The organism is Granulicella sp. dw_53 (assembly GCF_018449545.1).
Classification (GTDB): Bacteria; Acidobacteriota; Terriglobia; order Terriglobales; family Acidobacteriaceae; genus Edaphobacter.
Genome location: NZ_JAAVUR010000010.1, coordinates 38,510 through 60,200, shown reverse-complemented (window position 1 = coordinate 60,200; position 21,691 = coordinate 38,510). Strand labels below are relative to the sequence as shown.

General features: G+C 59.5%; 20 protein-coding genes. 7 read left to right on the top strand and 13 right to left on the bottom strand.

Annotation, left to right across the window (positions count from 1 at the left end; translation table 11 throughout):
- Window positions 1–62: 62 nt before the first annotated feature.
- From HB393_RS16200 to HB393_RS16155, 10 genes are all read right to left on the bottom strand, one after another.
- The gene (locus tag HB393_RS16200) at window positions 63–425 is read right to left on the bottom strand and encodes a hypothetical protein (protein WP_213806236.1); all 363 of its coding nucleotides are present in this window, start codon (window positions 423–425) and stop codon (window positions 63–65) included.
- A gap of 74 nt (window positions 426–499) precedes the next feature.
- Window positions 500–2,215: a dihydroxy-acid dehydratase gene (ilvD, locus tag HB393_RS16195; protein WP_213806235.1), complete on the bottom strand. Its 1,716-nt coding sequence runs from the start codon at window positions 2,213–2,215 to the stop codon at window positions 500–502.
- Window positions 2,212–2,769 carry a hypothetical protein gene (locus HB393_RS16190; RefSeq protein ID WP_213806234.1) on the bottom strand — a complete coding sequence of 186 codons (558 nt, stop codon included), beginning with the start codon at window positions 2,767–2,769 and terminating at the stop codon, window positions 2,212–2,214. Before HB393_RS16190 ends, ilvD begins: the two co-directional genes overlap by 4 nt.
- 10 nt (window positions 2,770–2,779) lie before the next feature.
- The gene (locus HB393_RS16185; protein WP_213806233.1) at window positions 2,780–3,424 is read right to left on the bottom strand and encodes a hypothetical protein; all 645 of its coding nucleotides are present in this window, start codon (window positions 3,422–3,424) and stop codon (window positions 2,780–2,782) included.
- 58 nt (window positions 3,425–3,482) lie between these two features.
- The gene (locus HB393_RS16180; RefSeq protein ID WP_213806232.1) at window positions 3,483–3,986 is read right to left on the bottom strand and encodes a hypothetical protein; all 504 of its coding nucleotides are present in this window, start codon (window positions 3,984–3,986) and stop codon (window positions 3,483–3,485) included.
- Between the two features lie 5 nt (window positions 3,987–3,991).
- The gene (gene leuD, locus HB393_RS16175; protein ID WP_213806231.1) at window positions 3,992–4,630 is read right to left on the bottom strand and encodes a 3-isopropylmalate dehydratase small subunit; all 639 of its coding nucleotides are present in this window, start codon (window positions 4,628–4,630) and stop codon (window positions 3,992–3,994) included.
- Window positions 4,631–4,743: 113 nt separating this feature from the next.
- On the bottom strand, window positions 4,744–6,192 hold the full coding sequence (gene leuC / locus HB393_RS16170; RefSeq protein WP_213806230.1) for a 3-isopropylmalate dehydratase large subunit: 1,449 nt from the start codon (window positions 6,190–6,192) through the stop codon (window positions 4,744–4,746).
- Window positions 6,189–6,920 carry a hypothetical protein gene (locus HB393_RS16165; protein ID WP_213806229.1) on the bottom strand — a complete coding sequence of 244 codons (732 nt, stop codon included), beginning with the start codon at window positions 6,918–6,920 and terminating at the stop codon, window positions 6,189–6,191. The genes leuC and HB393_RS16165 overlap by 4 nt, the downstream gene beginning before the upstream one ends.
- 234 nt (window positions 6,921–7,154) lie before the next feature.
- Window positions 7,155–8,261 carry a 3-isopropylmalate dehydrogenase gene (gene leuB, locus HB393_RS16160; protein WP_213806228.1) on the bottom strand — a complete coding sequence of 369 codons (1,107 nt, stop codon included), beginning with the start codon at window positions 8,259–8,261 and terminating at the stop codon, window positions 7,155–7,157.
- 133 nt (window positions 8,262–8,394) lie between these two features.
- Window positions 8,395–9,648, bottom strand: a complete 1,254-nt coding sequence (locus tag HB393_RS16155; protein WP_213806227.1) for a 2-isopropylmalate synthase — start codon at window positions 9,646–9,648, stop codon at window positions 8,395–8,397.
- 131 nt (window positions 9,649–9,779) lie between these two features.
- Here HB393_RS16155 and HB393_RS16150 point away from each other — a divergent pair, with 131 nt between their 5' ends.
- The 3 genes from HB393_RS16150 (at window position 9,780) to HB393_RS16140 (ending at window position 12,226) form a co-directional block, all read left to right on the top strand.
- On the top strand, window positions 9,780–10,703 hold the full coding sequence (locus HB393_RS16150) for a LysR family transcriptional regulator (RefSeq protein ID WP_213806226.1): 924 nt from the start codon (window positions 9,780–9,782) through the stop codon (window positions 10,701–10,703).
- A gap of 212 nt (window positions 10,704–10,915) precedes the next feature.
- Window positions 10,916–11,395 (top strand): hypothetical protein, encoded by a 480-nt coding sequence (locus tag HB393_RS16145; protein ID WP_213806225.1) that lies wholly within the window; start codon window positions 10,916–10,918, stop codon window positions 11,393–11,395.
- 237 nt (window positions 11,396–11,632) lie between these two features.
- Window positions 11,633–12,226, top strand: coding sequence for an outer membrane beta-barrel protein (locus HB393_RS16140; protein WP_213806224.1), 594 nt, complete (start codon window positions 11,633–11,635; stop codon window positions 12,224–12,226).
- Between the two features lie 399 nt (window positions 12,227–12,625).
- Here the strand turns inward: HB393_RS16140 and HB393_RS16135 are convergent, their stop codons facing one another.
- Window positions 12,626–14,545, bottom strand: a complete 1,920-nt coding sequence (locus tag HB393_RS16135; protein ID WP_213806223.1) for a hypothetical protein — start codon at window positions 14,543–14,545, stop codon at window positions 12,626–12,628.
- Window positions 14,546–14,647: 102 nt separating this feature from the next.
- Window positions 14,648–15,733, bottom strand: coding sequence for an energy transducer TonB (locus HB393_RS16130; RefSeq protein WP_213806222.1), 1,086 nt, complete (start codon window positions 15,731–15,733; stop codon window positions 14,648–14,650).
- Window positions 15,734–16,113: 380 nt separating this feature from the next.
- Between HB393_RS16130 and galE the strand changes: the two genes are divergently transcribed.
- Both galE and HB393_RS16120 read left to right on the top strand, forming a co-directional pair.
- Window positions 16,114–17,082: a UDP-glucose 4-epimerase GalE gene (galE, locus tag HB393_RS16125; protein ID WP_213806221.1), complete on the top strand. Its 969-nt coding sequence runs from the start codon at window positions 16,114–16,116 to the stop codon at window positions 17,080–17,082.
- Between the two features lie 155 nt (window positions 17,083–17,237).
- Window positions 17,238–17,828: a YetF domain-containing protein gene (locus HB393_RS16120; protein WP_213806220.1), complete on the top strand. Its 591-nt coding sequence runs from the start codon at window positions 17,238–17,240 to the stop codon at window positions 17,826–17,828.
- Here HB393_RS16120 and HB393_RS16115 read toward each other — a convergent pair.
- Window positions 17,825–18,031 (bottom strand): hypothetical protein, encoded by a 207-nt coding sequence (locus HB393_RS16115; RefSeq protein WP_213806219.1) that lies wholly within the window; start codon window positions 18,029–18,031, stop codon window positions 17,825–17,827. The two genes, HB393_RS16120 and HB393_RS16115, sit on opposite strands and share 4 nt — an antisense overlap.
- A 332-nt stretch (window positions 18,032–18,363) precedes the next feature.
- Here HB393_RS16115 and HB393_RS16110 point away from each other — a divergent pair, with 332 nt between their 5' ends.
- Together HB393_RS16110 and acs are read left to right on the top strand one after the other, a co-directional pair.
- Window positions 18,364–19,572, top strand: coding sequence for an OFA family MFS transporter (locus tag HB393_RS16110; protein WP_213806218.1), 1,209 nt, complete (start codon window positions 18,364–18,366; stop codon window positions 19,570–19,572).
- 149 nt (window positions 19,573–19,721) lie between these two features.
- Entirely contained in the window at window positions 19,722–21,689 is a 1,968-nt protein-coding gene (gene acs / locus HB393_RS16105) for an acetate--CoA ligase (protein ID WP_213806217.1), read from the top strand.
- Window positions 21,690–21,691 lie beyond the last annotated feature (2 nt).

Genomic DNA, 21,691 nt, shown 5'->3' with positions numbered 1-21,691 from the left:
CTTCTTGCTGACTGCTTAACACCGATAAAACGGATTAGACCGATAAAGGCGGATTGCTTTGTTTACAGGGTTACTTCGCGCTGAACTGCTCCAGGCTCTCCTTGCCGGATGATTACTTTTGCTTTTTGACAAAGAGGGTAACCGCGCAGGACGGGTTCAACCCGGTCGAATAGTTTTTCTGCGTCATCGCCATAGAGATAAAGTATTGCTTCGTAATTTCCTACCTCATTGCCGTCGAACTCACCAAGACCAGTACCATCTAATTTGGCAATGAGAAGATCTTCGATCGTCGACAAGTCATTCTCGTCGTAGATGGATTGGTCGAGATCAGAGCCGTTGAGATGAACGAGGACAGCTTGTTTCGGCTGTACTCGAAGAGAGTCAGATGGCTCGCCTTTGCCGAAGAGTTTGTCGAAGATTCCCATTAGAGCCTCAAGGGCTAAAGCCCTGTCGTACTGGTAGCGGTTGCGGCATGACAAGAACCGTGCCGTGACGAAAGCTAGGTGGTTACTGCTCCTTCGCTGGCGCTGCTTACGGTGGCGGCGTATTTGGCGAAGACTCCGCGTTTGTAGCGGGGGGCGGGGGCTAGCCAGGATTCGAGGCGGTCGGCGATCTCTTCGTCGGGGAGTTCGAGGCGGAGTTCGCGGTTGGGGATGTCGAAGGTGATGGTGTCGCCTTCACGGACGGCGGCGATGGGGCCTCCGAGCTGGGCTTCGGGGGCGACGTGGCCGGCCATGAGGCCACGGGTGGCTCCGGAGAAGCGGCCGTCGGTTAGGAGGGCGACGGTTTCGGAGAGTTCGGGGATGCCCTTGATGGCGGCGGTGACGGCGAGCATCTCGCGCATGCCGGGACCTCCGCGGGGGCCTTCGTAGCGGATGACGAGGACGTCGGAGGGGTTGATCTGGCCGGCTTCGACGGCGGCGTGGCAGGCGTCTTCGGAGTCGAAGACGCGAGCGGGGCCCTGGTGGAAGAGGCGCTCGTGGCCGGCGACCTTGATGACGCAGCCCTCGGGGGCGAGGTTGCCCTTGAGGATGACGAGGCCGCCGGTGGCCTTGAGGGGCTTGTCGAGGGTGTGGATGACGGGCTGGTTGGGGGTCTCGACGGCGAGGGCGGCCTCTTCGGCGATGGTGCGGCCGGAGACGGTGATCTGGGAGCCGTCGATGAGGTTGGCGTCGATGAGGCGCTTGGCGAGGACGCGGGAGCCGCCGGCCTCCTGGTAGTCCTTGGCGGCGTACTTGCCGCCGGGGGAGAGGTCGCAGATGAAGGGGGTGCGGTTGCTGATCTGGTCGAAGATGTCCATCTCGGAGGCGGGGCCGTGGCTGTCGGGGTTGAGCTTGATGCCGAGCTCGCTGGCGATGGCGATGAGGTGGAGGACGGCGTTGGTGCTGCCGCCGGAGGCGCAGACGGCGACGATGGCGTTCTCGAGGGCCTGCTTGGTGAGGATCTTGGAGGGGCGGACGTCGCGTCTGCAGAGGTCCATGATCATGCGGCCGGCTTCGCGGCTGGCCTCGGCTTTTTCTGAGGACATGGCGGGCACGCCGGTGAGGTTGAAGGGCGAGATGCCGAGGAACTCGCCGGCCATGGCCATGGTGTTGGCGGTGAACTGGCCTCCGCAGGCTCCGGGGCCGGGACAGGCGGCGGCTTCGAGGGCTTCGAGCTGCTCGTCGTTGATCTTGCCGGCGGAGTGGGAGCCCATGCCTTCGAAGACCTGAAGGATGGTGATCTCTTTGGAGGAGCCGTCGGGCTGCTTGAGGATGCCGGGGGCGATGGAGCCGCCGTAGAGCATGATGCCGGGGATGTCGAGGCGGGCCATGCCCATGATGGTGCCGGGCATGTTCTTGTCGCAGCCGGCGATGCAGACGATGCCGTCGAAGAGGTTGCCGCGGGCGACGAGCTCGATGGAGTCGGCGATGACTTCGCGGGAGATGAGCGAGGCCTTCATGCCCTCGGTGCCCATGGTGATTCCGTCGGAGATGGTGACAGTGTTGAACTCCATGGGGGTGCCTCCGGCGTCGCGGATGCCTTGCTTGACGGCGGCGGCTACGTCGCGGAGGTGGAAGTTGCAGGGTCCGATCTCGGTCCAGGTGTTGGCGACGCCGATGATGGGCTTGTGCAGGTCTTCTTTGCTGAAGCCTACGCCACGGAGGTAGGAGCGGGCAGCAGCGCGGCTGGGGCCTTCGGTGAGGGGGATCGAGTATTTCTTCGGGTTAATCATTGTTGATGGCTTTCCTGTGAGAAGCGGGTCTTTGGGGCGGGCGGTTCGTTGAGGAGTTTGCCGGTTTGGAGGATGTTGAAGTCGGCAACGAGCTTTGTGGCCGCTGCGGCAAAGTCGCTCGGCAGCGGATTGGCGATGGAGTCCACAGGTTCAGTGAACGACCAGATCAAGTTCTGCGTCTTGATGTCACGAATATTTAGTTGCAGCACCGCTTGATGCGTTGTGAGAGTCGTCTTGCTGCCTTGAGCGGTCGTAAGTTCCAAAGAAAGCTCCGCATCGGCGGGACGGGCGGTCAGCTGGAGATGCTTGCCGTTGATGAATGCCTGACAAAGACTCTTGTATGCGATCTGGCTAAGAAAGTTATCCGGGCCACCAGCGTTAACGACGAACGCAGTTTGCGCTGTAGCAAATTGCGTGGGGAGCGGAACTGCGGCAGGTACTTGCGCGGGAAGCGGATCAGCTGCCAGCAACAGTAGTCCGATTCCCAGCACGCCTATGGCGGCGCGCTTAATGCGCTCGGGATGAGAGCCGAAGGGTTCTTTTAGATTAACCATATCGTTCTAGTTATTCGACTTTCTGCGAAAATCGCGTCTTTTTCTGATTTGTTGTTGCCGGAACCGTTGGGGTTTTTGGTTGTGGGGATATAACAGTACTCGCAGGTATCGATGTTTCCGCCACGAGTGACTGAAGATCTTTAGTAAGGGCTGCAGCCGATTTATCAATATTTTTAAAGAAAGACTTTTCTAACATGGCCCGATCTACGGGTTCAGAGAGGGACCAGAGGACGATGTGCGTTTTTACATCGCGTATGTTAAGTCGCAAAAAGTACTGGTCCCAAGAATCACCCTTCATCGTGTCACTGAGACTATCGACAAAGAGCTCCAAAGCAAGTTCGGCCTCGTTTGGAGTTGTTGTGAGATGGTAGTGGTTCCATGCTTCGAGTGACCGATAAAAGCTAGAGTATGCCTGACTGCTGTAGTCATTGTTAAACCCTCCCGCATTTGCAACAAGGATGGTTTGTGCAGTTTTTAGCTGAGCAGGTAGAGGTGCGGGACTGACCGTCTGGGCACCAAGCAGGGGTACCATCGATAGTGCCGTGGTTAGGGACAAATATTGAGTACAAGTGACGATAGTACGGAGGCAACTATCCGAATTCTTCCGAGAAGGCATGCTGTATTTCTCGCCATTGCTATTCGTCGGTTCGTTCATTGAATCCGATCTCCTTGGGATAGGTCTTGCAAAGGTGGTGCTGGTGTTCGGATTCGGGTTATGCGGTTCGGAGCTTCTTGTGTCTGTTTACTGGGCTTGCGATGGGGAGATGGGGAATGATCTTTGCCATCGCAAGGTGAAAGCGGGGCTGATTTCCGAAGCCGGGATAGGGGGTGCAGTATGGCTCGTAGGAGAGGCCTGCTTCGTGCATTGCTTTCAGGACCATTGGTTTTATCGACATGAGCAGGATGACGATGGCCTGTGGTTTGTAGTCTTTCAGTCTCTCCACGAAGGAGGAGATGGATTCTCTGCAGAGAGCTGTGCGGGGTTTGTTTTCGAGTTGGTTGACGGGTTCGGGGACCAGGTCGTCCAGGTAGAAGCCGTTCTGTTTGAAGTCTTCGAGGAAGTGCTCCGTGCCCTGGAATGCTTTCTGCATCTCGCGGTAGAGTCCGCTGTTTTGGGTGTAGAAGAACGTACCGCCGTGCGGTGCCGACTCGCCCACGAAGAGCGTGGTGATGGAGTCGGGACGGAAGCTGCGGCGGATGTTCTCGAGGCGGTTCATGTCGGTCAGGCGGCCTCGGTGCTACGGGGTTTGAGCCAGAACTCGGTGTCGTGTTTGGACTCGTAGGAGTCGAGCTCGGATTCGTGGCGGAGGGTAAGGCCGATGTCGTCGAGTCCGTTGAGGAGGCAGTATTTGCGGAATGGATCGATCTCGAAGCGGGCGCTGAAGCCCTGGTCGTCGGTGACGGTCTGGGCTTCGAGGTTGATGGTGATCTTGTGGGCCGGGTTGGTGGTGCTGCGGTGGGTGAGGGTCTCGACCTCGGACTCGGAGAGGCGGACGAGGATCATGCCGTTCTTGCCGGCGTTGGAGTAGAAGATGTCGGCGAAGCTAGGGGCGATGACGGCGAGGAAGCCGAAGTCGGTGAGGGCCCAGGCGGCGTGCTCGCGGGAGCTGCCGCAGCCGAAGTTCTTGCCGGCGATGAGGATCTCGGCTCCAGCGTACTGGGGCTGGTTGAGGACGAAGTCGGTGTTGGGCTCGCCGGTGTTGGGGCCTTCCTGGATGCGGCGCCAGTCGAAGAAGAGGAACTCGCCGTAGCCGGTGCGCTCGATGCGCTTGAGGAACTGCTTAGGGATGATCTGGTCGGTGTCGATGTTGGAGATATCGAGCGGTGCGGCGTTGGAGGTAAGGACGTTGATCGCGATCATTGGGGCTCCAGGGATTAGGGGCTAAGGATTAGGGGCTAGCCGGCAAGTGCAAATACAGAGGTCCTTCGCTTCGTTCAGGATGACGGCGTAAAACAAGCAACTGCGTAAAGCTGTTAGTGGCTCCCTGTCTCCTCTTTGGAGGAGTTGAACTTCCAGTTGCGGATGTCGGTGAAGTGCCCGGTGATGGCTGCTGCTGCCGCCATCTGGGGACTGACGAGATGGGTGCGGCCTCCGCGTCCCTGGCGGCCTTCGAAGTTGCGGTTGCTGGTGGAGGCGCAGCGCTCGCCGGGGGCGAGGATGTCGGGGTTCATGCCGAGGCACATGCTGCAGCCGGGTTCGCGCCAGTCGAAGCCCGCGGTCTTGAAGACCTGGTCGAGGCCCTCTTGTTCGGCCTGGGCTTTGACGTGTTGGGAGCCGGGGACGACCATGGCGCGGACGGTGGTGGCGACGTGGTAGCCGCGGACGACCTGGGCGGCGGCGCGGAGGTCTTCGATGCGGCCGTTGGTGCAGGAGCCGAGGAAGACACGATCGATGTTGATCTGCTCGATGGGGGTGCCGGCTTTGAGGTCCATATACTCGAGGGCGCGCTCGAAGTTCTTCTGGTCGGCCTCACTGGCGTTTGGATTGGGCAGGGGAACGGTGGATTTGACTCCGGTGACCATGCCGGGCGAGGTGCCCCAGGAGACGGTGGGGGTGATGTCGGCGGCGTTGATGTGGAGCTCACGGTCGAAGGTGGCGCCTTCGTCGGTGATGAGGGTGGACCATTGCTGGACTGCGAGGTCCCAGGATTCGCCCTGGGGGCTGAAGCGGCGGCCCATGAGGTAGGCGAAGGTGGTGGCGTCGGGGGCGATCATGCCGGCGCGGGCTCCGGCCTCGATGCTCATGTTGCAGATGGTCATGCGGCCTTCCATGGAGAGGGCGCGGATGGCGGAGCCGGCGTACTCGACGACGTAGCCGGTGGCTCCGGCGGTGCCTATCTCGCCGATGATGTGGAGGACGATGTCTTTGGCGGTGACGCCGGTGGGGAGGTCGCCGTCGATGGAGATGCGGAAGGTCTTGGGCTTGTCCTGGGGGAGAGTCTGGGTGGCCATGACGTGTTCGACTTCGGAGGTGCCGATGCCGAAGGCGAGGGCTCCGAAGGCTCCGTGGGTGGACGTGTGGGAGTCGCCGCAGACGATGGTCATGCCGGGCTTGGTGAGGCCGAGCTCGGGTCCGATGATGTGGACGATGCCCTGATTGGGGGATTGGACGTCGTAGAGCTCGACGCCGAAGTCTGCGCAGTTCTTGCGCAGGGCCTCGATCTGCTTAGAGGCGATCTGGTCGATGATGTGGAGGCGGTCCTCGACACTGCTGGTGGGGACGTTGTGGTCGACGGTGGCGACGGTGCGGTCGGGACGGCGGAGCTTGCGATTGGCCATGCGGAGGCCGTCGAAGGCCTGCGGACTGGTGACCTCGTGGACGAGGTGGAGGTCGATATAGAGGATCGACGGCTCGCCTGCGGGTTCGGCTACGATGTGCTGCTGCCAGACTTTTTCGAAGAGGGTCTTTGGTGTCGTGTTCATGGGGTGACCTTTAATTCTGAAGACTGCGTGTTGGGTGCCGCGCCGATGGTGGCGGGCGAGATCTGGTGAGGGGTGCCGTCCGGGTCTACGAGGATCGCGTGGGTGATGTTCTGTCGGGTAGAGCTGCCGGGAATGGGCTGAGCGGCCCAGCGGGTGATGGCAGAGGTCAAGGCCGCGGGGATGTGGCTGGCTTCGGTGTTGGATTCGTCCGCGGCAGGCTCGTCCGCGGCGGTGCGGAGCGGGCGGTTGGCGAAGAGCCAGAGGGTGTACTCGGCGCCGGACTGGTCGGTGGTCTTGTTTTCCTTGACCCAGTCGATGGCGGCGAAGACGACGAGGGGGTGAGCGGTGCCGAGGTCGATGAAGAGCAGGCCGCGGGCGGGACAGAAGGCGCGGACGCAGCCGTCGGCGGCGAGGTAGCGGTTGTCGTCGAGGAGGACCTGACGTGGGGTGCCGAGGAACTCGAGGACGGTCTCGGGGAGGGGCTGGTTGTCGTTCCAGAAGGTCTGGGGGGCGGTGAGGTGGTCGCGGAGGAAGGGCTTGAAGCGGGGGTCGCGGACGAGCTCGGAGGCTCGGCCCTCGGGCCCGGGGACGGCGAAGGGGGCGAGCCAGGAGAGGTCTTCGCGGGTGTCCTTGGGCTTGTGGGTGAGCTGGGGCATGTGGAACTGGGCGCGGGCCAGTGTTGTGCCTAGGAGGGTGAGGAGGGTGGCGAGTTGGAGGTGGCGGCGCATTTTTGTTTTGTAATGCGAATGCAACTGCAAAAGCGAAATACAGGGGTCCTTCGCTTCGCTCAGGATGACGGCGTAAAACTAACAACTACAAAAGCAACTGCAACTACAAAAGCAACCGCAGGTCCTTCGACTTGGCTTCGCCTGCGCTCAGGATGACAATTTATTGCTGGACTTATTGCTGGGACCTGCTGAGAACTAGCGATGATTCGTTAGTTCTTAGCAGGCGTATTGGGTTTAGACGGCGTGCATGGATTGGCGGCGGTCGATGCTTTCTACGAGGGCTTGGTGGACTAGTTTGCCCATCTGTGGGGTGGTGACGATCTGGCTGGTGGAGCCGGTTTGTGCGATGTCTGGGGTGCGGTAACCGGCGTCGAGGACTTTGTGGACGGCGGTTTCGATGGCCTTGGCGTCGGTCTCCAGGTTGGCGGAGTGGCGGAGGATCATGGCGGCGGTGAGGATTGCGCCGAGGGGGTTGGCCTTGCCGGTGCCCGCGATGTCGGGTGCGGAGCCATGGACGGGCTCGTAGAGGTTGACGGCTCCGCCGATGGTGGCGGAGGGGAGCATGCCGAGGGAGCCGGTGATGACGCCGGACTCGTCGGAGAGGATGTCGCCGAAGAGGTTCTCGGTGAGGACGACGTCGAAGTTGCGGGGGATGTTCATGAGGTGCATGGCCATGGAGTCGACGAGCTGGTGCTCGAGGGTGACGTCAGGGTAATCTTTGGCGACCTCGGTGACGGTGGCGCGCCAGAGCTGCGAGACCTCGAGGACGTTGGCCTTGTCGACGGAGGTAACCTTTTTGCGGCGCTTGGAGGCGAGCTCGAAGGCTACGCGGGCGACACGGACGACTTCGGATTTGGTGTAACGCATGGTGTTGATGGCTTCGCCGGTGTCTTTGTTCCACCAGCGCGGCTGGCCGAAGTAGAGGCCGCCGAGGAGCTCGCGGACGAAGAGGATATCGACGTCGGCGGTGACCTCGGGACGGAGCGGAGAGCTGGTGGCGAGTGCTTTGAAGGCCAGCGAGGGGCGCAGGTTGGCGAAGCCGCCGAGGGCCTGGCGGATCTGGAGGAGGCCGGACTCGGGACGCTTGTCGGGGGGGAGGGCGTTGAACTTGTTGTCGCCGACTGCGCCGAGGAGGACGGCGTCGGACTCGAGCGCGAGGTTGAGGGTGGCCTGGGGGAGAGGGGTGTCGTGGGCGGTGATGGCGACTCCGCCGATGAGGCCGGAGGTGAAGGTGAAGTCATGGCCGCCGAGCTCGGCTACAGCGCGGAGGATCTGGGTGGCTTCGTGGGTAACTTCGGGACCGATGCCGTCGCCGGCGAGGACTGCAATCTTGAGACGCATACTGAACCTCGTTTTAACTTGTTGGACGCTTGATATCCGAAACTGCTTAACACGGATAAAAGCGGATGGAACGGATTTAGGGACATAAAAAGCAGTGGTGGTTGATGGTGTTTGCTTCTCTTGTTGGTGTTTGCTATCGGGAGATTGGGACTTCAATCGGAATGGGAATCTCGACTGGGACCGCGACGGGAACTGGGACTTCGACCAGTACCGGTACGGCGACCGGGATTGCCTTGCCGGATTGCATGAGGCTTAGCAGGTCCTGGTCGTAGATTAGCTTTTTGCGGTCGGTCAGTTCAGTGAAGAGGGCGTAGACCTGGTCGAGCTGGTCGCGGTCGAGGAGGTGACCGAGTCTTTCGAGGCGGTCGGCGAGGGCGCGCCGGCCGGAGTGCTTGCCGAGGACGATGTTGGTGTTGCCGGCTCCGACGGAGGCGGGGGTCATGATCTCGTAGGTGAGGGGGTTGGCCATCATGCCGTGCTGGTGGATGCCGGACTCGTGGGCGAAGGCGTTGGCTCCGACGACGGCCTTGTTGGGCGAGACGCCGAAGCTGATGCACTCCCCGAGCATCTGGCTGGTGGGATAGAGCTGGTCCATGACGATGTGGTGGGTGTAGGGGAACTTGTCGCGGCGGACCATGAGTGCGGCGGCGATCTCTTCGAGGGCGGCGTTGCCGGCGCGTTCGCCGATGCCGTTGATGGTGCACTCGATCTGGCGGGCTCCAGCCTGGACTCCGGCGAGGGTGTTGGCGACGGCCATGCCGAGGTCGTTGTGGCAGTGGGTGGAGAGGATGACGTCATCGATGCCGGGGACGCGGGCTTTTACCATGCGGAAGAGCGCGGCGTACTCCTCGGGGGTGGTGTAGCCGACGGTGTCGGGGATGTTGATGGTGGTGGCGCCGGCCTGGATGGCGACGGTGATCATCTGGATGAGGAACTCGTGGTCGGAGCGGGTGCCATCCTCGGTGGAGAACTCGACGTCTTCGACGAAGGAGCGGGCGAGACGGACCGACTCGGCGGTATGGTCGAGGGCTTGTTCGCGGCTGATGCGGAGCTTGTATTCGAGGTGGAGGTCGGAGGAGGCGAGGAAGACGTGGATGCGGTTGGAGGGGGCGGGCTCCACGGCGCGGGCGGCGGCTTCGATGTCCTCGCGCTTGCAGCGGGCGAGGGAGGCGACGCGGGTTCCGCGGACCTCGCGGGCGATGGCGTGGACGGCGTTGAAGTCGCCGTCGGAGGCGATGGCGAATCCTGCCTCCAGAACGTCGACTCCCAAAGCCGCGATCTGGTGGGCCATGCGGAGTTTTTCTGCATGATGCATGGTGCAACCGGGGGACTGTTCGCCGTCGCGGAGGGTGGTGTCGAAGAAGACGATTTGGTTGTTTTCAGGCATAGGAATCAGTACCTTCGAATCTGGACGTTATCATAACGCACGCTTATGATGGCTAAAACAAGTATCAGAAGTTCTAATCGGACTATTCAGATTTATTAGATGAGAAGATAGTTCCGGTCGCGAGGTGAGTGTTGGAGCTGGTTCAACTTGAGACGTTTCTTGCAGTTGCGGAGGAACGGAGTTTTTCACGGGCGGCGGCGCGGCTTCATCGTACTCAACCGGCGATCAGTCAGGCAATCGCAAAATTGGAGCAGGAGCTGGGGGAGGTGCTGTTCGAGCGGTCGTCGCGGGACGGCACGCTGACGGATGCTGGGGAGGTGCTGAAGGAGTATGCCGCCAAGTTGCTGAATCTGCGGACCGAGGCGACGGGGGCGCTGACGGAGCTGCGGGAGCTGCACCGGGGGCGGTTGAATCTGGCGGCGAATGAGTACACCTGTCTGTATTTGCTGCCATTAATGGATGAGTTTCGGCGGCAGAATCCGCGGATCAAGCTGGTGGTGCAGAGGACGCTGGCGAGCCGGATTCCGGATGAGGTGCTGATGCACTCGGTGGAGATTGGGGTGCTGTCGTTCCGGCCGGACGATCCGCAGGTGAAGTCGGTGATGGTTTATCGGGATGAGCTGGCGTTTGTAGTGAATCCCAACCATGCGCTGGCGCGGATGGAGGAGGTGTCGATCCGGCAGCTTGGGAGCCAGAGTTTTATCGGGCACAGCATCACCTCGCCACAGCGGCAGAAGGTGATTCAGGCGTTTCGGCGGCACAAGACGAGGCTGCAGATGGTGGTGGAGCTGCCTTCGCTGGAGGCGATCAAGCGGTTTGTGGCGATGGGCAATGGGGTGGCGCTGGCTCCTGCGCTGACGCTGAGGACGGAGCTGGAGAATGGATCGCTGGTGCGGGTGAAGGTGCCGGAGCTGCAGATGGAGCGCAAGTTGAGGTTGGTGTACCGGCGACAGGCGAGCCTTTCGCATGTTGCGGTGGCTTTCCTGAAGGTGGTGGAGGCGTATGCGGCGCAGCATGGGGATCCGTATTACTTCCAGGCGGAGCGGAGTTTTTAGGGCTGACTGGAAGGAAGGATTAACACCGATTTGCGCGGATGACTTGGATAAAAGTGGAATTTTTTTGTGGGAGGACTATTTAGGTTGGAGCCGGAACCTTTTGTTTAAAGGTGCGTCTGTATTGATTAGATTGGTGCCGCACTTGGGATCAGCCGGCGGATCGATGGAATGAAAATTGTTCGGACAGCGATACCAGCTTAAGGAGAACTACGATGAAACCGATTCAGACGATGTTGGGACGAGCAGGGATGCGGTTGGCTTTGTTGGCGCTCTGTACGGCGACCAGCGTGGCGCCGATGATGGCGCAGGATACCTCCGCTCAACCACCCTCTCCGCAGCAAGACGGCAGCGGACGTCAGATGGGCCGTGGTGGGCCGGGACGCATGCAGGAGCGGCAGTTGGAGATGATGACCAAGCAGTTGAATCTGACTCCGGATCAGGTGACGCAGATCAAGGCGATCGACGCGGATACCGAGAAGCAGATGATGGCTCTGCGGGACGATACTTCCACTGCGCAGGCGGATAAGCGGGACAAGATGATGGCGATTCGCAAGGACGCGCAGGCGAAGATCCGTACGACGCTTACGGACGACCAGAAGACGAAGTGGGACGCGATGCTGGCGAAGCGACAGGAGCGGCGCGAGGAGCGAGGTGGAGGAGGCGGAGATGCGCCACCACCGCCGCCACAGTAGGGCTTTGAACGTGTCTTGAAGCGCGTGGTTGAGCGCATAGATGTGACCGGAGCGGGCCGGAGGAGAGAGATCCTCCGGCCTTCTTGTGTGAGGTGAGTCCCGGTGGACTCCGGTACGGGTACAATAAAGCTACCGACTGAGGCGTTTTCAGACTGGTCCGGGGAACATTGGCAGCATCTTGCCTCTGCGGGCCAGAGGTCGAAAGCATTGGACGAAATCGAAGGGGCGTAGCGAAGAATGAAGAAGATGATGTTGTTGGGCGCGCTGATATTATCCGCGGCCGCAGGGCAAGCACAGGAGAGCCGGCAGGATGTGAGCGTCAGCGCAATCGGATTGTTCGCTCCGCAGGTCAACGGGAACTCTGTTCAGATGAACACCAGCTCGACGTACGGTTTTCTGGCGAGCTATCGGTATATGCTTACGCCGAGAAGTGCTCTGGAGTTGAACTACTCCTTCGCTCAGAATCAACAAAGTTACATCACCAGCTTTATCACCGGACAGATTCACCAGCGCCAGCAGGAGCTCTCCGGCGCTTATGTGTTCAATTTGAACTTCAAGAACTTCAGCCCCTTTGCCGAGGTTGGAGTAGGCGCGTTGATCTTTACTCCAATCAAGGACTTTCAGACGACCTCACTCGATACCAAGCAGAATACGAACATCGGCGCATTGTTCGGCGGCGGCGTGGCGTATGAGCTAAGCCCCAGCTTCGATATTCGTGCGGAGTATCGCGGATTTGTGGTTAAGGCGCCGAACTTCAGCCTGGATAGCTTCAAGACCAACCGATATGAGGTTGTTTCCATGCCCTCGATTGGTGTGGCTTACCACTTCTAAACTGGACTCGAATGTGAAAAAGCCCCGGTTTTGAGCCGGGGCTTTTTTGTGTTTCCAATGTGTGTCGCCTTCGATTCCAATGAGACTGGTGAAATCTACGGTTCCAGAGATTGTGGGACCCTTGGCATCTTCCCTTCCATAGCCGGACTTACGATGCTCCAATCTGCATCGCTCCTGAGCTGAAGGCGGTGGGATTGCCTGCGGCTACTAGTCGGCCATCATCCTTGATAGACCTAACATGCAAGCGAAGCGGCCTGTTAGAATATGCTGTTTCAACTTGGTTCCTCCTGATCCTGGCCGTGAATAAATACTGCCGAGGCAGTCCCGGCAGTATTTATTCACGGGATGTCGAGCGATCGACTTCCCGTTCACGCTTAGGTCAAAGTCTTTCTTGGTCTTCTATTGTTGAGGTACCGCGGCGGGCGCTGGCGGAACAGTGGTATCCGCTGCGGGCGCTGCGTTGGCTGCGGGTGGAACGGTGTTATCGGCTGCTGGTGGTACAGCGGCTGCGGGCGCAGCCACCGGATCGCCAGGTGCTGCCGCTGCAGGTGCAGGTGCGGCGGCTGGTTCGGCTGGCGGTTTGTAGTAGCCAAGTTTCAGGTAGACGGGCTCGACTTCGAAGGGCATCTTGTCGGCCGGCGAGAGAAGTGGTTCAAAGGCAGCGTGCATGGTGATGACCTGATCCGTCCAGGGGTCGTAACGGAGGAAGCTGGACAGAGGCATGGCCGCCTGCTGCTTGAGGTCGTTCATATCGAGCTTGCCGCCTTTGGGCATCAGAGCAGCGAGCCAGAAGGTTGGGTCGGTGTCACTCTTGACGAGGCCGTCGCCAATCATCGGCTCGTTGAGGGCCTTGAGGGCCTTCACGCGCTTTTCAAGCTGCTGCAGGTAGAGTCCGAAGTACTGCTGACCGTCGGCGAGTTCCTTGGCGTTGAGAAGCTCGATTGCCTTCTTCGCCGCGGCAGTGTTGTCGGCATCCGTGTGGTGCATGGGAATGCGGTTGAAGACTGCATTGGTGGGGAAGAGCAGGCGATCGTTGAAGGCGTACTTGGTGTCGAGGCGGTGAGCGAGGATGATGTGCGCGATCTGGAAGGCGAGGACGGCATTGAGATTGCCCATCTGCTGGGCACCATCGGTGGTGACGACGGCGGTCGTATCGATGAGGCTCTTGGAGAGGATGATGGTATTGCCGATGGCAAGCGACTCAAGCGGCTCCGTGAGCAGGGTGCGCACGCGGATGGGGCGCGAGAGCGTGATGTTGTTATAGGCCAGGATATTGCCGGCGAGAGCTTCGAGGGTCTTGTCGAAGTCACTGGGGGCGTCGATCAGACCAGCCTGGAAGAGGCGCTCTACAACGTTGTCCTCTGCCTGCTGGACCCAGGCGCGCTGCGCACCGAGGGGGCTGACGTCCTGAGCATCGTTCGAGACGTCGGTGGCTCCGACGACGTCGAGGGAGGTGTTCTCGGACTCTTTGGCGGGAATCTTGAGGACATAGCCCCAGACGTGATTAATGGCTTTGAACTTGAGAGTGCGGGAGACGCTCTTAGGATCGCTCTCTTCCACGTAGAAGGAGGTGGGGAGCCAGAGATCCGGCTGCACGTTAGTGCGCCAGCTATCGAAGTGATAGAACTCGCGGTGGTCTTCTTCAGAGCCGGAGAAGTCTCCGTTGAAGCGGACGACGTTGCCGTTGCGGGTCTCGATCCAGATGCGGCCGAAGAAGCGGCCGAAGTCGCGCTTGCCGCTGATGGGGGTTACGTCGAAGACGGCGGTGGGGGTGTTGCCGAGGAAGTCGTTGCGGACGAAGCCGAAGGTGTAGTGCTGGCGATCGAAGTCGTTGGAGTCCATGAGGAGCATCTGGACGAAGCCCGCTTCATGAAAGGTGAGCTTGAGGCCGCTGCCCAGGCCGCCCATGAAGGACATGGAGTGCTTGAGGAAACCCAGCTTGCCGTCGTTGCTGGTGCCCTTGGAGGTCGACTCGTTCACCTTATAGGCGTTGTCGCCGATGATCTTGTTGAACTCGACGCGACCTAGGAAGTGTTGGTCGCTGTCGGGGACCTGAGCCAGGATGGGGTCGGGCCGCATGTTCTGGATGTAGGTTTCGACGAGCGGCTGACGGTCCTTGACGGTCTTGATGACCTCTTTTTCCCTGACGATCGCCTTGTCGATGAGCGCGTTTTGAGCGGCCGTCGGCTTTTTCGACTGGAGGAGATCCTCCTTCGGCTTCTTCTTACCAAAGAGCGGAACAGCCGCCGAGGCAGGAAGAGCTGAAGCAATTATGGCTGCCAGAAGAAGACCGGCGGTAGGGAATTTCCGGAGGATCATTGTTTTAGGCTCCTGCGATGGCCGTTTTGGCCATCTTTTGCGATTCATTCTTGATGCTAGTTCAGAAAGGAACTAACCGGGAAGTAGTAATCGCGGAACCTATCAGCTCGCGAGTTGGAAGGCTACGTTGACGACGCCGTCCCAATCGATGGGTTGTCCGGAAGCGTCAATCGCAGGCTGAAAGCGTGTAGCTTGAATAGCGCGGACAGCCGATTCCCCCAAACCATGACCCAGGTCGCTAGTGACACCAACAACATGGACGGTGCCAGCAGCCGAAACATGAATGCGTACAGATACGACGCCTTCGATATGAAGTTTGGTTGCTTCTGCGGTGTATTCGGGACGAGGCTTGAAGAGAACCTTGGGGGCGCTTCTGGCCGGCGCGGCGACGGTGGTCGGCCTGGCTATGGCCTGAACGGTGTTTTGTCCAAGATTGACTGGGCCGGCGATGCGAGTTTGAGAGTTGAGAGGACCGGTGCCGCCGGTGACCCCGAGCTTGACGCCACGGACTCCGTTGGCTGCGTTGTCGCGGCCTGCCATGTTCTGGCTTCCAGCGGAGCCCGAGCCGAGGCTGACTGCGGTTGCAGCAGGGCCGGTGCCGGTGTTGGATGCGGGCATGCCTGACATACCCTTGTTCCCGAGGTTGATGGAGGCTGTGGCAGGACGGTTGGAGAGCGCGATGGGGTTGTTCTGCTGGCCCAGCGCCACGGCCGTGGGGTGGGGAGTGTTATTGACGACCGATGCAGGCTGGGCCTGGGCCAGGCTGACGACCTTAGGAGCGGGCGGTGGCGTAACGAGCTTTGGCGGAGCGGGCTGCTGGATGATGGGAACGTGCTGCACCATCTTGACTTCAGGTGGTTTGGGGACGTCGGGGAGCTTGACCTCGGCTACCTTGATCTTGGGCGGCTCAAGCTTGACGACCGGTGGCTTGGGGAGCTTGGGAACCTTGACGGGCAGGGGCTCAATCTTCTTGATGGGCTCAAGAGAGAGCGTCTGGAGCTTCTTGCTGTTATCGATCGTATGTTTGGCGGCTGCACCAATGATGACGACGACGATAGCGATAATGATGTTGAGCGTGATAGAGGTAAAGAGCGAAGCTTTGCTCTGGCTGCCGTCGTTGAGGACGCCAAAGTGCGCGAATTGCATATTCTGCGGTGTTGGATCTTCAGTACGGAGCGGTTTGACCATGATCTTGAATCCTTAGTTGCCCCTCGCGAAGAGGTTGGAATGTGTTAGCGGCCCGGCGACAGCAGAACCGATCGGGTAACTGATGAACTCCGTAATCCCGGAGTACAGGGTCGAGAGTCCGGAGGTTTCGGAACCAACTCGATGGAACTGTGTCGTGGATCGTAATAACGACACTCAATGCAGAAGCTTAGTAAGACAGACGCTTCGTAGTATGAAAAAGGTTACTTTGGTGCTGTGCAACTATTGTGCACTTCGATGAAAAACGTACTCAATCGATACACAACTGACACACAGCAATACTTAAATTATGTTGCCGGAACCCTAAGTGATTGACACTCATACTTTGGTTGTAGGCATGAAAGACGAGAGGAAACAACCCCATGAAGGTATTGATAACAGGCGGCGCCGGCTATATCGGAGGCACCGTTTCCAGGCTTCTTTTGTCCGGTGGTCATACTGTGACGGTGTACGACAATCTGTGTCATAGCAAGCGTTCCGCTGTCGCCCAAGGTTCTGAGTTCATTGAAGGTGATTTGGCAGATAGTGAGTTATTGAAGAAGACACTGGAGGCTGGGCGCTTCGATGGAGTAATGCACTTCGCTGCGCTGATTGAAGCGGGGGAGAGCATGCAGCGGCCGGAGATGTACTTCCGTAATAATACCGCGTCTACGCTTACTTTACTGGAGGCGATGATCGCGACGGGGCATGACCGGCTGGTCTTCAGCTCGACGGCTGCCTGTTACGGAGAGCCGGAAAAGACCCCGATTCTGGAGGATGCGAAGCTGCAGCCGACGAATCCTTATGGAGAGAGCAAGCTCCTGGTGGAGCAGATGTTGCGCTGGATGAACTCGCAGCACGGGTTGCGGTATGCGAGTCTGCGATATTTCAACGTCGCTGGGGCGATTGAGGGTTATGGCGAGGCGCATGAGCCGGAGTCGCATTTGATTCCATTGATCCTGGATGTGGCGCTCGGACGGAGAGCGAGTATCAAGATCTTTGGCCGTGACTATCCCACAAAGGATGGGACCTGCGTGCGGGATTACATCCATGTGCGAGATCTGGCGGAGGCTCATCTGCTGGCGCTGGGGGCGCTCGCGGAGAAGAGCCGGGTGATCTACAACATCGGCAACGGACAGGGCTTCTCGGTGCTGGAGGTGATCGAATCGGTTCGGCGCGTGACAGGCAAGGCTATTGCGGTGGAAGAATGTGACCGGCGGGCGGGCGATCCTGCGGTGCTGGTGGCGAGCTCGGAGAAGATCAAGCAGGAGCTGGGGTGGAAGCCACAGTTCGCCGAGCTGGATGCGATCGTCGCGAGTGCGTGGGATTGGCATCAAAGACGATATGCCTAGGCTTCTAGAGCAATTCTCCTGTTGCTGTGGAGTGCATGAAACTTAGAAGTGCCGTTTTTCTTGATAAAAACGGCCTTCGATTTGAAGTCTCTCCTATACATCCACAGGAGAATTGCTCTGAAGGGGAGTGCTGCAAGGAAGAAGGGAAGGCCTAAGTGATCGAGAGTATGTTCCACCTGCACCTGCCGGTGCTGGAGAAGTTCCTGCGGCCGATTGTGGTCTACCTGTTTCTGATCTGTTTCCTGAGATTGTTCGGGAAGCGAGAGCTGGCGCAGCTAAATCCCCTGGACCTCGTGGTGCTGTTGAGCCTTTCGAATACGGTGCAGAACGCGATGATCGGGGACGACAACTCGGTTACGGGCGGGCTGATCGGGGCGTTTTCTCTGTTGATGATCAACTGGACGCTGGCACGGGTGCTGTTTCGATTGCCGAAGGTGAACAAGGCGCTGGAGGGCTCGGAGACGGTACTGATACTGCATGGCAAGGCGGATCGCAAGGCCATGGAGAAGGAGACTCTCACGGAGCTGGAGCTGCTCTCGGTCATCCACAAGCAGGGATTGAACGGCTTTGAGGAGGTCGAAAAATGTGTGCTCGAGCCGAACGGGACGTTCTATGTGGAGGCGATTACGCCTTCTGCAGGGGATGCGGAGAGAGCTGAGGTGCTGAAGGCTGTACGGGCGCTCACAGCCGAGGTGCGGAGCCTGAAGGCGCAGTTGAACGCGCAAGCGACGCTGGGAGAGGTCTAGGCGGGTCCGGTTGGCTTGGGGAGGATCTTTGCGATCTTCTCCATGGCTTTTCGATAGGACTCGGGAGGATTGGGAAGCTGGGAGTCGCGTACGGCAGCGCGATAGCCTCCCCGGTAGATGGAGTACATGACAGCCAGCGCGCAGCCTACACCGAAGGCGAAGCCAAAGAAGAACCCGAGAATGGCCGGCCAGTAGAAGGTCATGGTTATTGCAGTCTAGCGCGACGATGAGGCGGCGACGATGTTAGGAGTCCGGATTTGCGGGTTCTAGAGGTTGATTCTTTCGTTTTCCCTGTAATCCTCTTTTGCGACTAGACTGAAGGCGTTTGTGAACTGAGGTATCGACGATAGACCGAAGGGCATACCCGTGTGGTGACTTCTGTAGGTTGAGTGCGTGATGATTCGTTCAGGCAGCGCAAACGCCGTTGAGGTGGCCAAATGCTGGTAAAAAATTTGATCCTCCGACTAGCGGGTTGATTATGTTCTCTCTTCTTGGAGTGTGAAGCATCTGAATATCAGGTCGCTCAGGAGAAACAATGAATACCTTGAATCGTTGGTGGATCGCCTTCGCCGGAGTTTTGCTGCAGATGGCTTTGGGAGCGGTGTATGCGTGGAGTGTGTTTCGGGCTCCCCTCGCCAAACAGTTTCATTGGAGTATCTCCGAGGTCACTCTCACCTTCACGATTGCGATTATGGTGCTGGGGTTTGCCTCGTTCTTCGGCGGATTGTGGCTGAAGCGTGTCGGGCCGCGGGTTGTTGCGCTGACGGGCGGGGTTCTCTATGGACTGGGAGTCTTCCTGGCAAGCTTCTCGTCGGTGGGCTTGTGGTGGCTTTACCTGACGTACGGTGTGATCGGCGGAATCGGGCTGGGCTTCTCTTATATCGTGCCGGTCTCAGTGCTGTTGAAGTGGTTTCCTGATCGCCGGGGCTTGATGACGGGCATTGCCGTGGGAGGCTTTGGAGCAGGGGCGCTGGTGACGGCACCGATCGCGACTCATTTGATTCAAAGCGTGGGCGTATTACAGACGTTTGCCTATCTGGGGGTGGCGTTTTTGATCGTCTGTGTCCTCTCGGGCTACTTCATGCAGAATCCGCCCGAGGGCTGGCAGCCGGAGGGATGGGTCCCAACGCAAAAGGAGCTGGTGCAAAAGAGCGCCAAAGACTTCACTCTGGGCGATGCCTTGAAGACATGGCAGTGGTGGGCGTTGTGGCTGCTGCTGTTTCTGAATACCTCCGCGGGTATTTCGGTGATCTCGCAGGAGGCTCCGATGTTCCAGGAGTTAGCCAAGATCACGGCGATTGTGGCTGCGGGGATGGTAGGCATCGTGAGCATAGGCAACGCGGTCGGACGTGTCTTCTGGGCGTGGGCTTCCGACGCACTGAGCCGGCGGTACACGTTTGCGGTGATGTTTATCCTGCAGATCGGTCTGTTCTGGGTCCTTCCCAGTCTCCATACGGCTGCGAGCGTGACGGTGGTCAGCTTTATCATTCTCTTGTGCTACGGGGGTGGGTTCGGCACGCTGCCAGCGTTCGCGGCTGACTACTTTGGTTCAGCGAACGTGGGTTCGATCTACGGCTTAATGCTGACGGCCTGGGGATTCGCCAGCGCCTTCGGTCCGCTGCTGATTGCGCATATGCGCCAGTCGAGCGGTACCTACGCGGGCGGACTGCATGTGATTGCCGTGATCATGGCGGTCTCGGTGGTTTTGCCACTACTGGTCAGACCGCCTGCTCCGGTGAAATAGGAACGGTCTCCTCAACCGCGTCGCCGGGATGGTGGTTCCATTCTTTTCACCTAGGCAAAATGTCTGGGTTGCTGTCGTGGCACCGATTCGCGTACCTTTTTTTTGCCGCTACTTTTTTTCCGGCTGAATGATGAGGATCACGCGTGGAGATGATTGAGGAAGGTACGAATCTAGATTCGACCCTGAGAGAGAACCGTTTGTTCGCGCCACCCGCGGAGTTCGCCGCGAAGGCGAATGTCAAGAGTCTGGAAGAGTACGAGGCGATGTACCGGCGGAGTGTGGAGCAGCCTGAGGAGTTCTGGGCGGAGGCTGCGTCGGAGTTGGAGTGGTTTCAGCCCTGGTCGCGCGTTCTGGAGATGGGACCGGACGGGTCTGGCCTGGGGGCCAAGTGGTTTATCGATGGAAAGCTGAACCTTTCGCATAATTGTGTGGATCGTCATGCGCTGGGTGCGCGCAAGGATAAGGTGGCCTTGCTCTGGGAGGGAGAGCCGGGTGAGGTAAGGAAGATCACGTACGGCGAGCTGCATGCGCAGGTGCAGCGGTTTGCCAATGTGCTGAAGGGGCTGGGGGTGAAGCGCGGGGACCGGGTTGCGATCTACATGGGAATGACGCCTGAACTGGCGATCGCCCTGCTGGCGTGCGCCCGGATCGGAGCGGTGCATTCGGTGATCTTTGGAGGGTTTGCGGCGCATGCGATCGTGGATCGCGTTAACGATTCGGAGTGCGTGGCAGTCATTACTCAGGACACGAGCTACCGAAGAGGCAGCGAGGTGAAGCTGAAGGCCATCGTGGATGAGGCTTTGGTGAACTGCCCGTGCGTGAAGAATGTGGTGGTCTATCGGCGCAGCGGATCTGATGTGGCGATGAAGGCCGGGCGCGACCTCTGGTGGCATGAGTTGATGGAGAAGGCTGACGCAGAGTGCCCGGCGGAGTGGATGGACTCGGAGGATCCGCTGTACCTGCTCTACACGTCAGGGACGACAGGCAAGCCGAAGGGTCTGCTGCATACGACCGGTGGCTACTCGGTGCAGACGTATCTGACCAGCAAGTATGTGTTCGACCTGCAAGAAGAGGATGTGTACTGGTGTACCGCGGACATCGGATGGGTGACGGGCCACAGCTATGTGGTGTACGGACCGCTGCAGAACGGCGCGACCGTAGTGATGTACGAAGGAGCGCCGAACTGGCCGGAGAACGACCGGTTCTGGAAGATCGTGGACGACCACAAGGTGACGGTGTTTTATACGGCTCCGACGGCGATTCGAGCGTTTACAAAGTGGGGAGATTCCTGGGTGCGGAAGCACTCGCTGGCGAGTCTGCGGCTGCTGGGGACGGTGGGAGAGCCGATCAATCCGGAGAGTTGGATGTGGTATCACCGGGAGATCGGCAAGGAGCGCTGCCCGATCGTGGATACGTACTGGCAGACGGAGACGGGCGCGATCATTATTGCGCCGATTCCGGGGGCGGTAGGGACGAAGCCGGGCTCGGCGACGCGGCCGTTCTTTGGAATTGTTCCGGAGGTGGTTACAAAAGAAGGAGAGCCGGTCCCGGACGGCAAGGGCGGACTTCTGGTGATCCGGAAGCCGTGGCCCTCGATCGCACGGACGATCTATGGCGACTCGGACCGCTATGCCCAGGCCTACTTCAGTGAGATTCCCGGAAGCTACTTTACCGGCGACGGAGCTAGGCGGGATGCGGACGGGTATTTCTGGCTGATGGGAAGGGTGGATGACGTCATCAACGTGAGCGGACATCGCCTGGGAACCATGGAGATCGAGTCAGCTCTGGTGGCGCATACGAAGGTAGCGGAGGCGGCGGTGGTCGGCAGGCCCCACGAGATGAAGGGGCAGGCAATCGCCGCGTTTGTCACGCTGGAAGGCGGACATAGCCCCAGCGAGGAGCTGCGGCAGGAGCTGCGGCAGTGGGTTGCCAAGGAGATTGGAGCGCTGGCCCGGCCGGACGATCTCACGTTCACCGATGCGTTGCCCAAGACGCGCAGCGGGAAGATTATGCGGAGGCTGCTGCGGGAGTTGGCGAGTACCGGCGAGGTCAAGGGCGATACGACTACGCTTGAGGACTTTGGAGTGATTGCGAAGCTGCGGGAGGGCGAGGAGTAAGG

Coding starts and splice junctions, on each gene's coding strand:
- HB393_RS16200 (WP_213806236.1), bottom strand. CDS start 425: ATGGGAATCTTCGACAAACTCTTCGGCAAAGGCGAGCCATCTGACTCT.
- ilvD (WP_213806235.1), bottom strand. CDS start 2,215: ATGATTAACCCGAAGAAATACTCGATCCCCCTCACCGAAGGCCCCAGC.
- HB393_RS16190 (WP_213806234.1), bottom strand. CDS start 2,769: ATGGTTAATCTAAAAGAACCCTTCGGCTCTCATCCCGAGCGCATTAAG.
- HB393_RS16185 (WP_213806233.1), bottom strand. CDS start 3,424: ATGAACGAACCGACGAATAGCAATGGCGAGAAATACAGCATGCCTTCT.
- HB393_RS16180 (WP_213806232.1), bottom strand. CDS start 3,986: ATGAACCGCCTCGAGAACATCCGCCGCAGCTTCCGTCCCGACTCCATC.
- leuD (WP_213806231.1), bottom strand. CDS start 4,630: ATGATCGCGATCAACGTCCTTACCTCCAACGCCGCACCGCTCGATATC.
- leuC (WP_213806230.1), bottom strand. CDS start 6,192: ATGAACACGACACCAAAGACCCTCTTCGAAAAAGTCTGGCAGCAGCAC.
- HB393_RS16165 (WP_213806229.1), bottom strand. CDS start 6,920: ATGCGCCGCCACCTCCAACTCGCCACCCTCCTCACCCTCCTAGGCACA.
- leuB (WP_213806228.1), bottom strand. CDS start 8,261: ATGCGTCTCAAGATTGCAGTCCTCGCCGGCGACGGCATCGGTCCCGAA.
- HB393_RS16155 (WP_213806227.1), bottom strand. CDS start 9,648: ATGCCTGAAAACAACCAAATCGTCTTCTTCGACACCACCCTCCGCGAC.
- HB393_RS16145 (WP_213806225.1), top strand. CDS start 10,916: ATGAAACCGATTCAGACGATGTTGGGACGAGCAGGGATGCGGTTGGCT.
- HB393_RS16140 (WP_213806224.1), top strand. CDS start 11,633: ATGAAGAAGATGATGTTGTTGGGCGCGCTGATATTATCCGCGGCCGCA.
- HB393_RS16135 (WP_213806223.1), bottom strand. CDS start 14,545: ATGATCCTCCGGAAATTCCCTACCGCCGGTCTTCTTCTGGCAGCCATA.
- HB393_RS16130 (WP_213806222.1), bottom strand. CDS start 15,733: ATGGTCAAACCGCTCCGTACTGAAGATCCAACACCGCAGAATATGCAA.
- galE (WP_213806221.1), top strand. CDS start 16,114: ATGAAGGTATTGATAACAGGCGGCGCCGGCTATATCGGAGGCACCGTT.
- HB393_RS16115 (WP_213806219.1), bottom strand. CDS start 18,031: ATGACCTTCTACTGGCCGGCCATTCTCGGGTTCTTCTTTGGCTTCGCC.
- HB393_RS16110 (WP_213806218.1), top strand. CDS start 18,364: ATGAATACCTTGAATCGTTGGTGGATCGCCTTCGCCGGAGTTTTGCTG.
- acs (WP_213806217.1), top strand. CDS start 19,722: ATGATTGAGGAAGGTACGAATCTAGATTCGACCCTGAGAGAGAACCGT.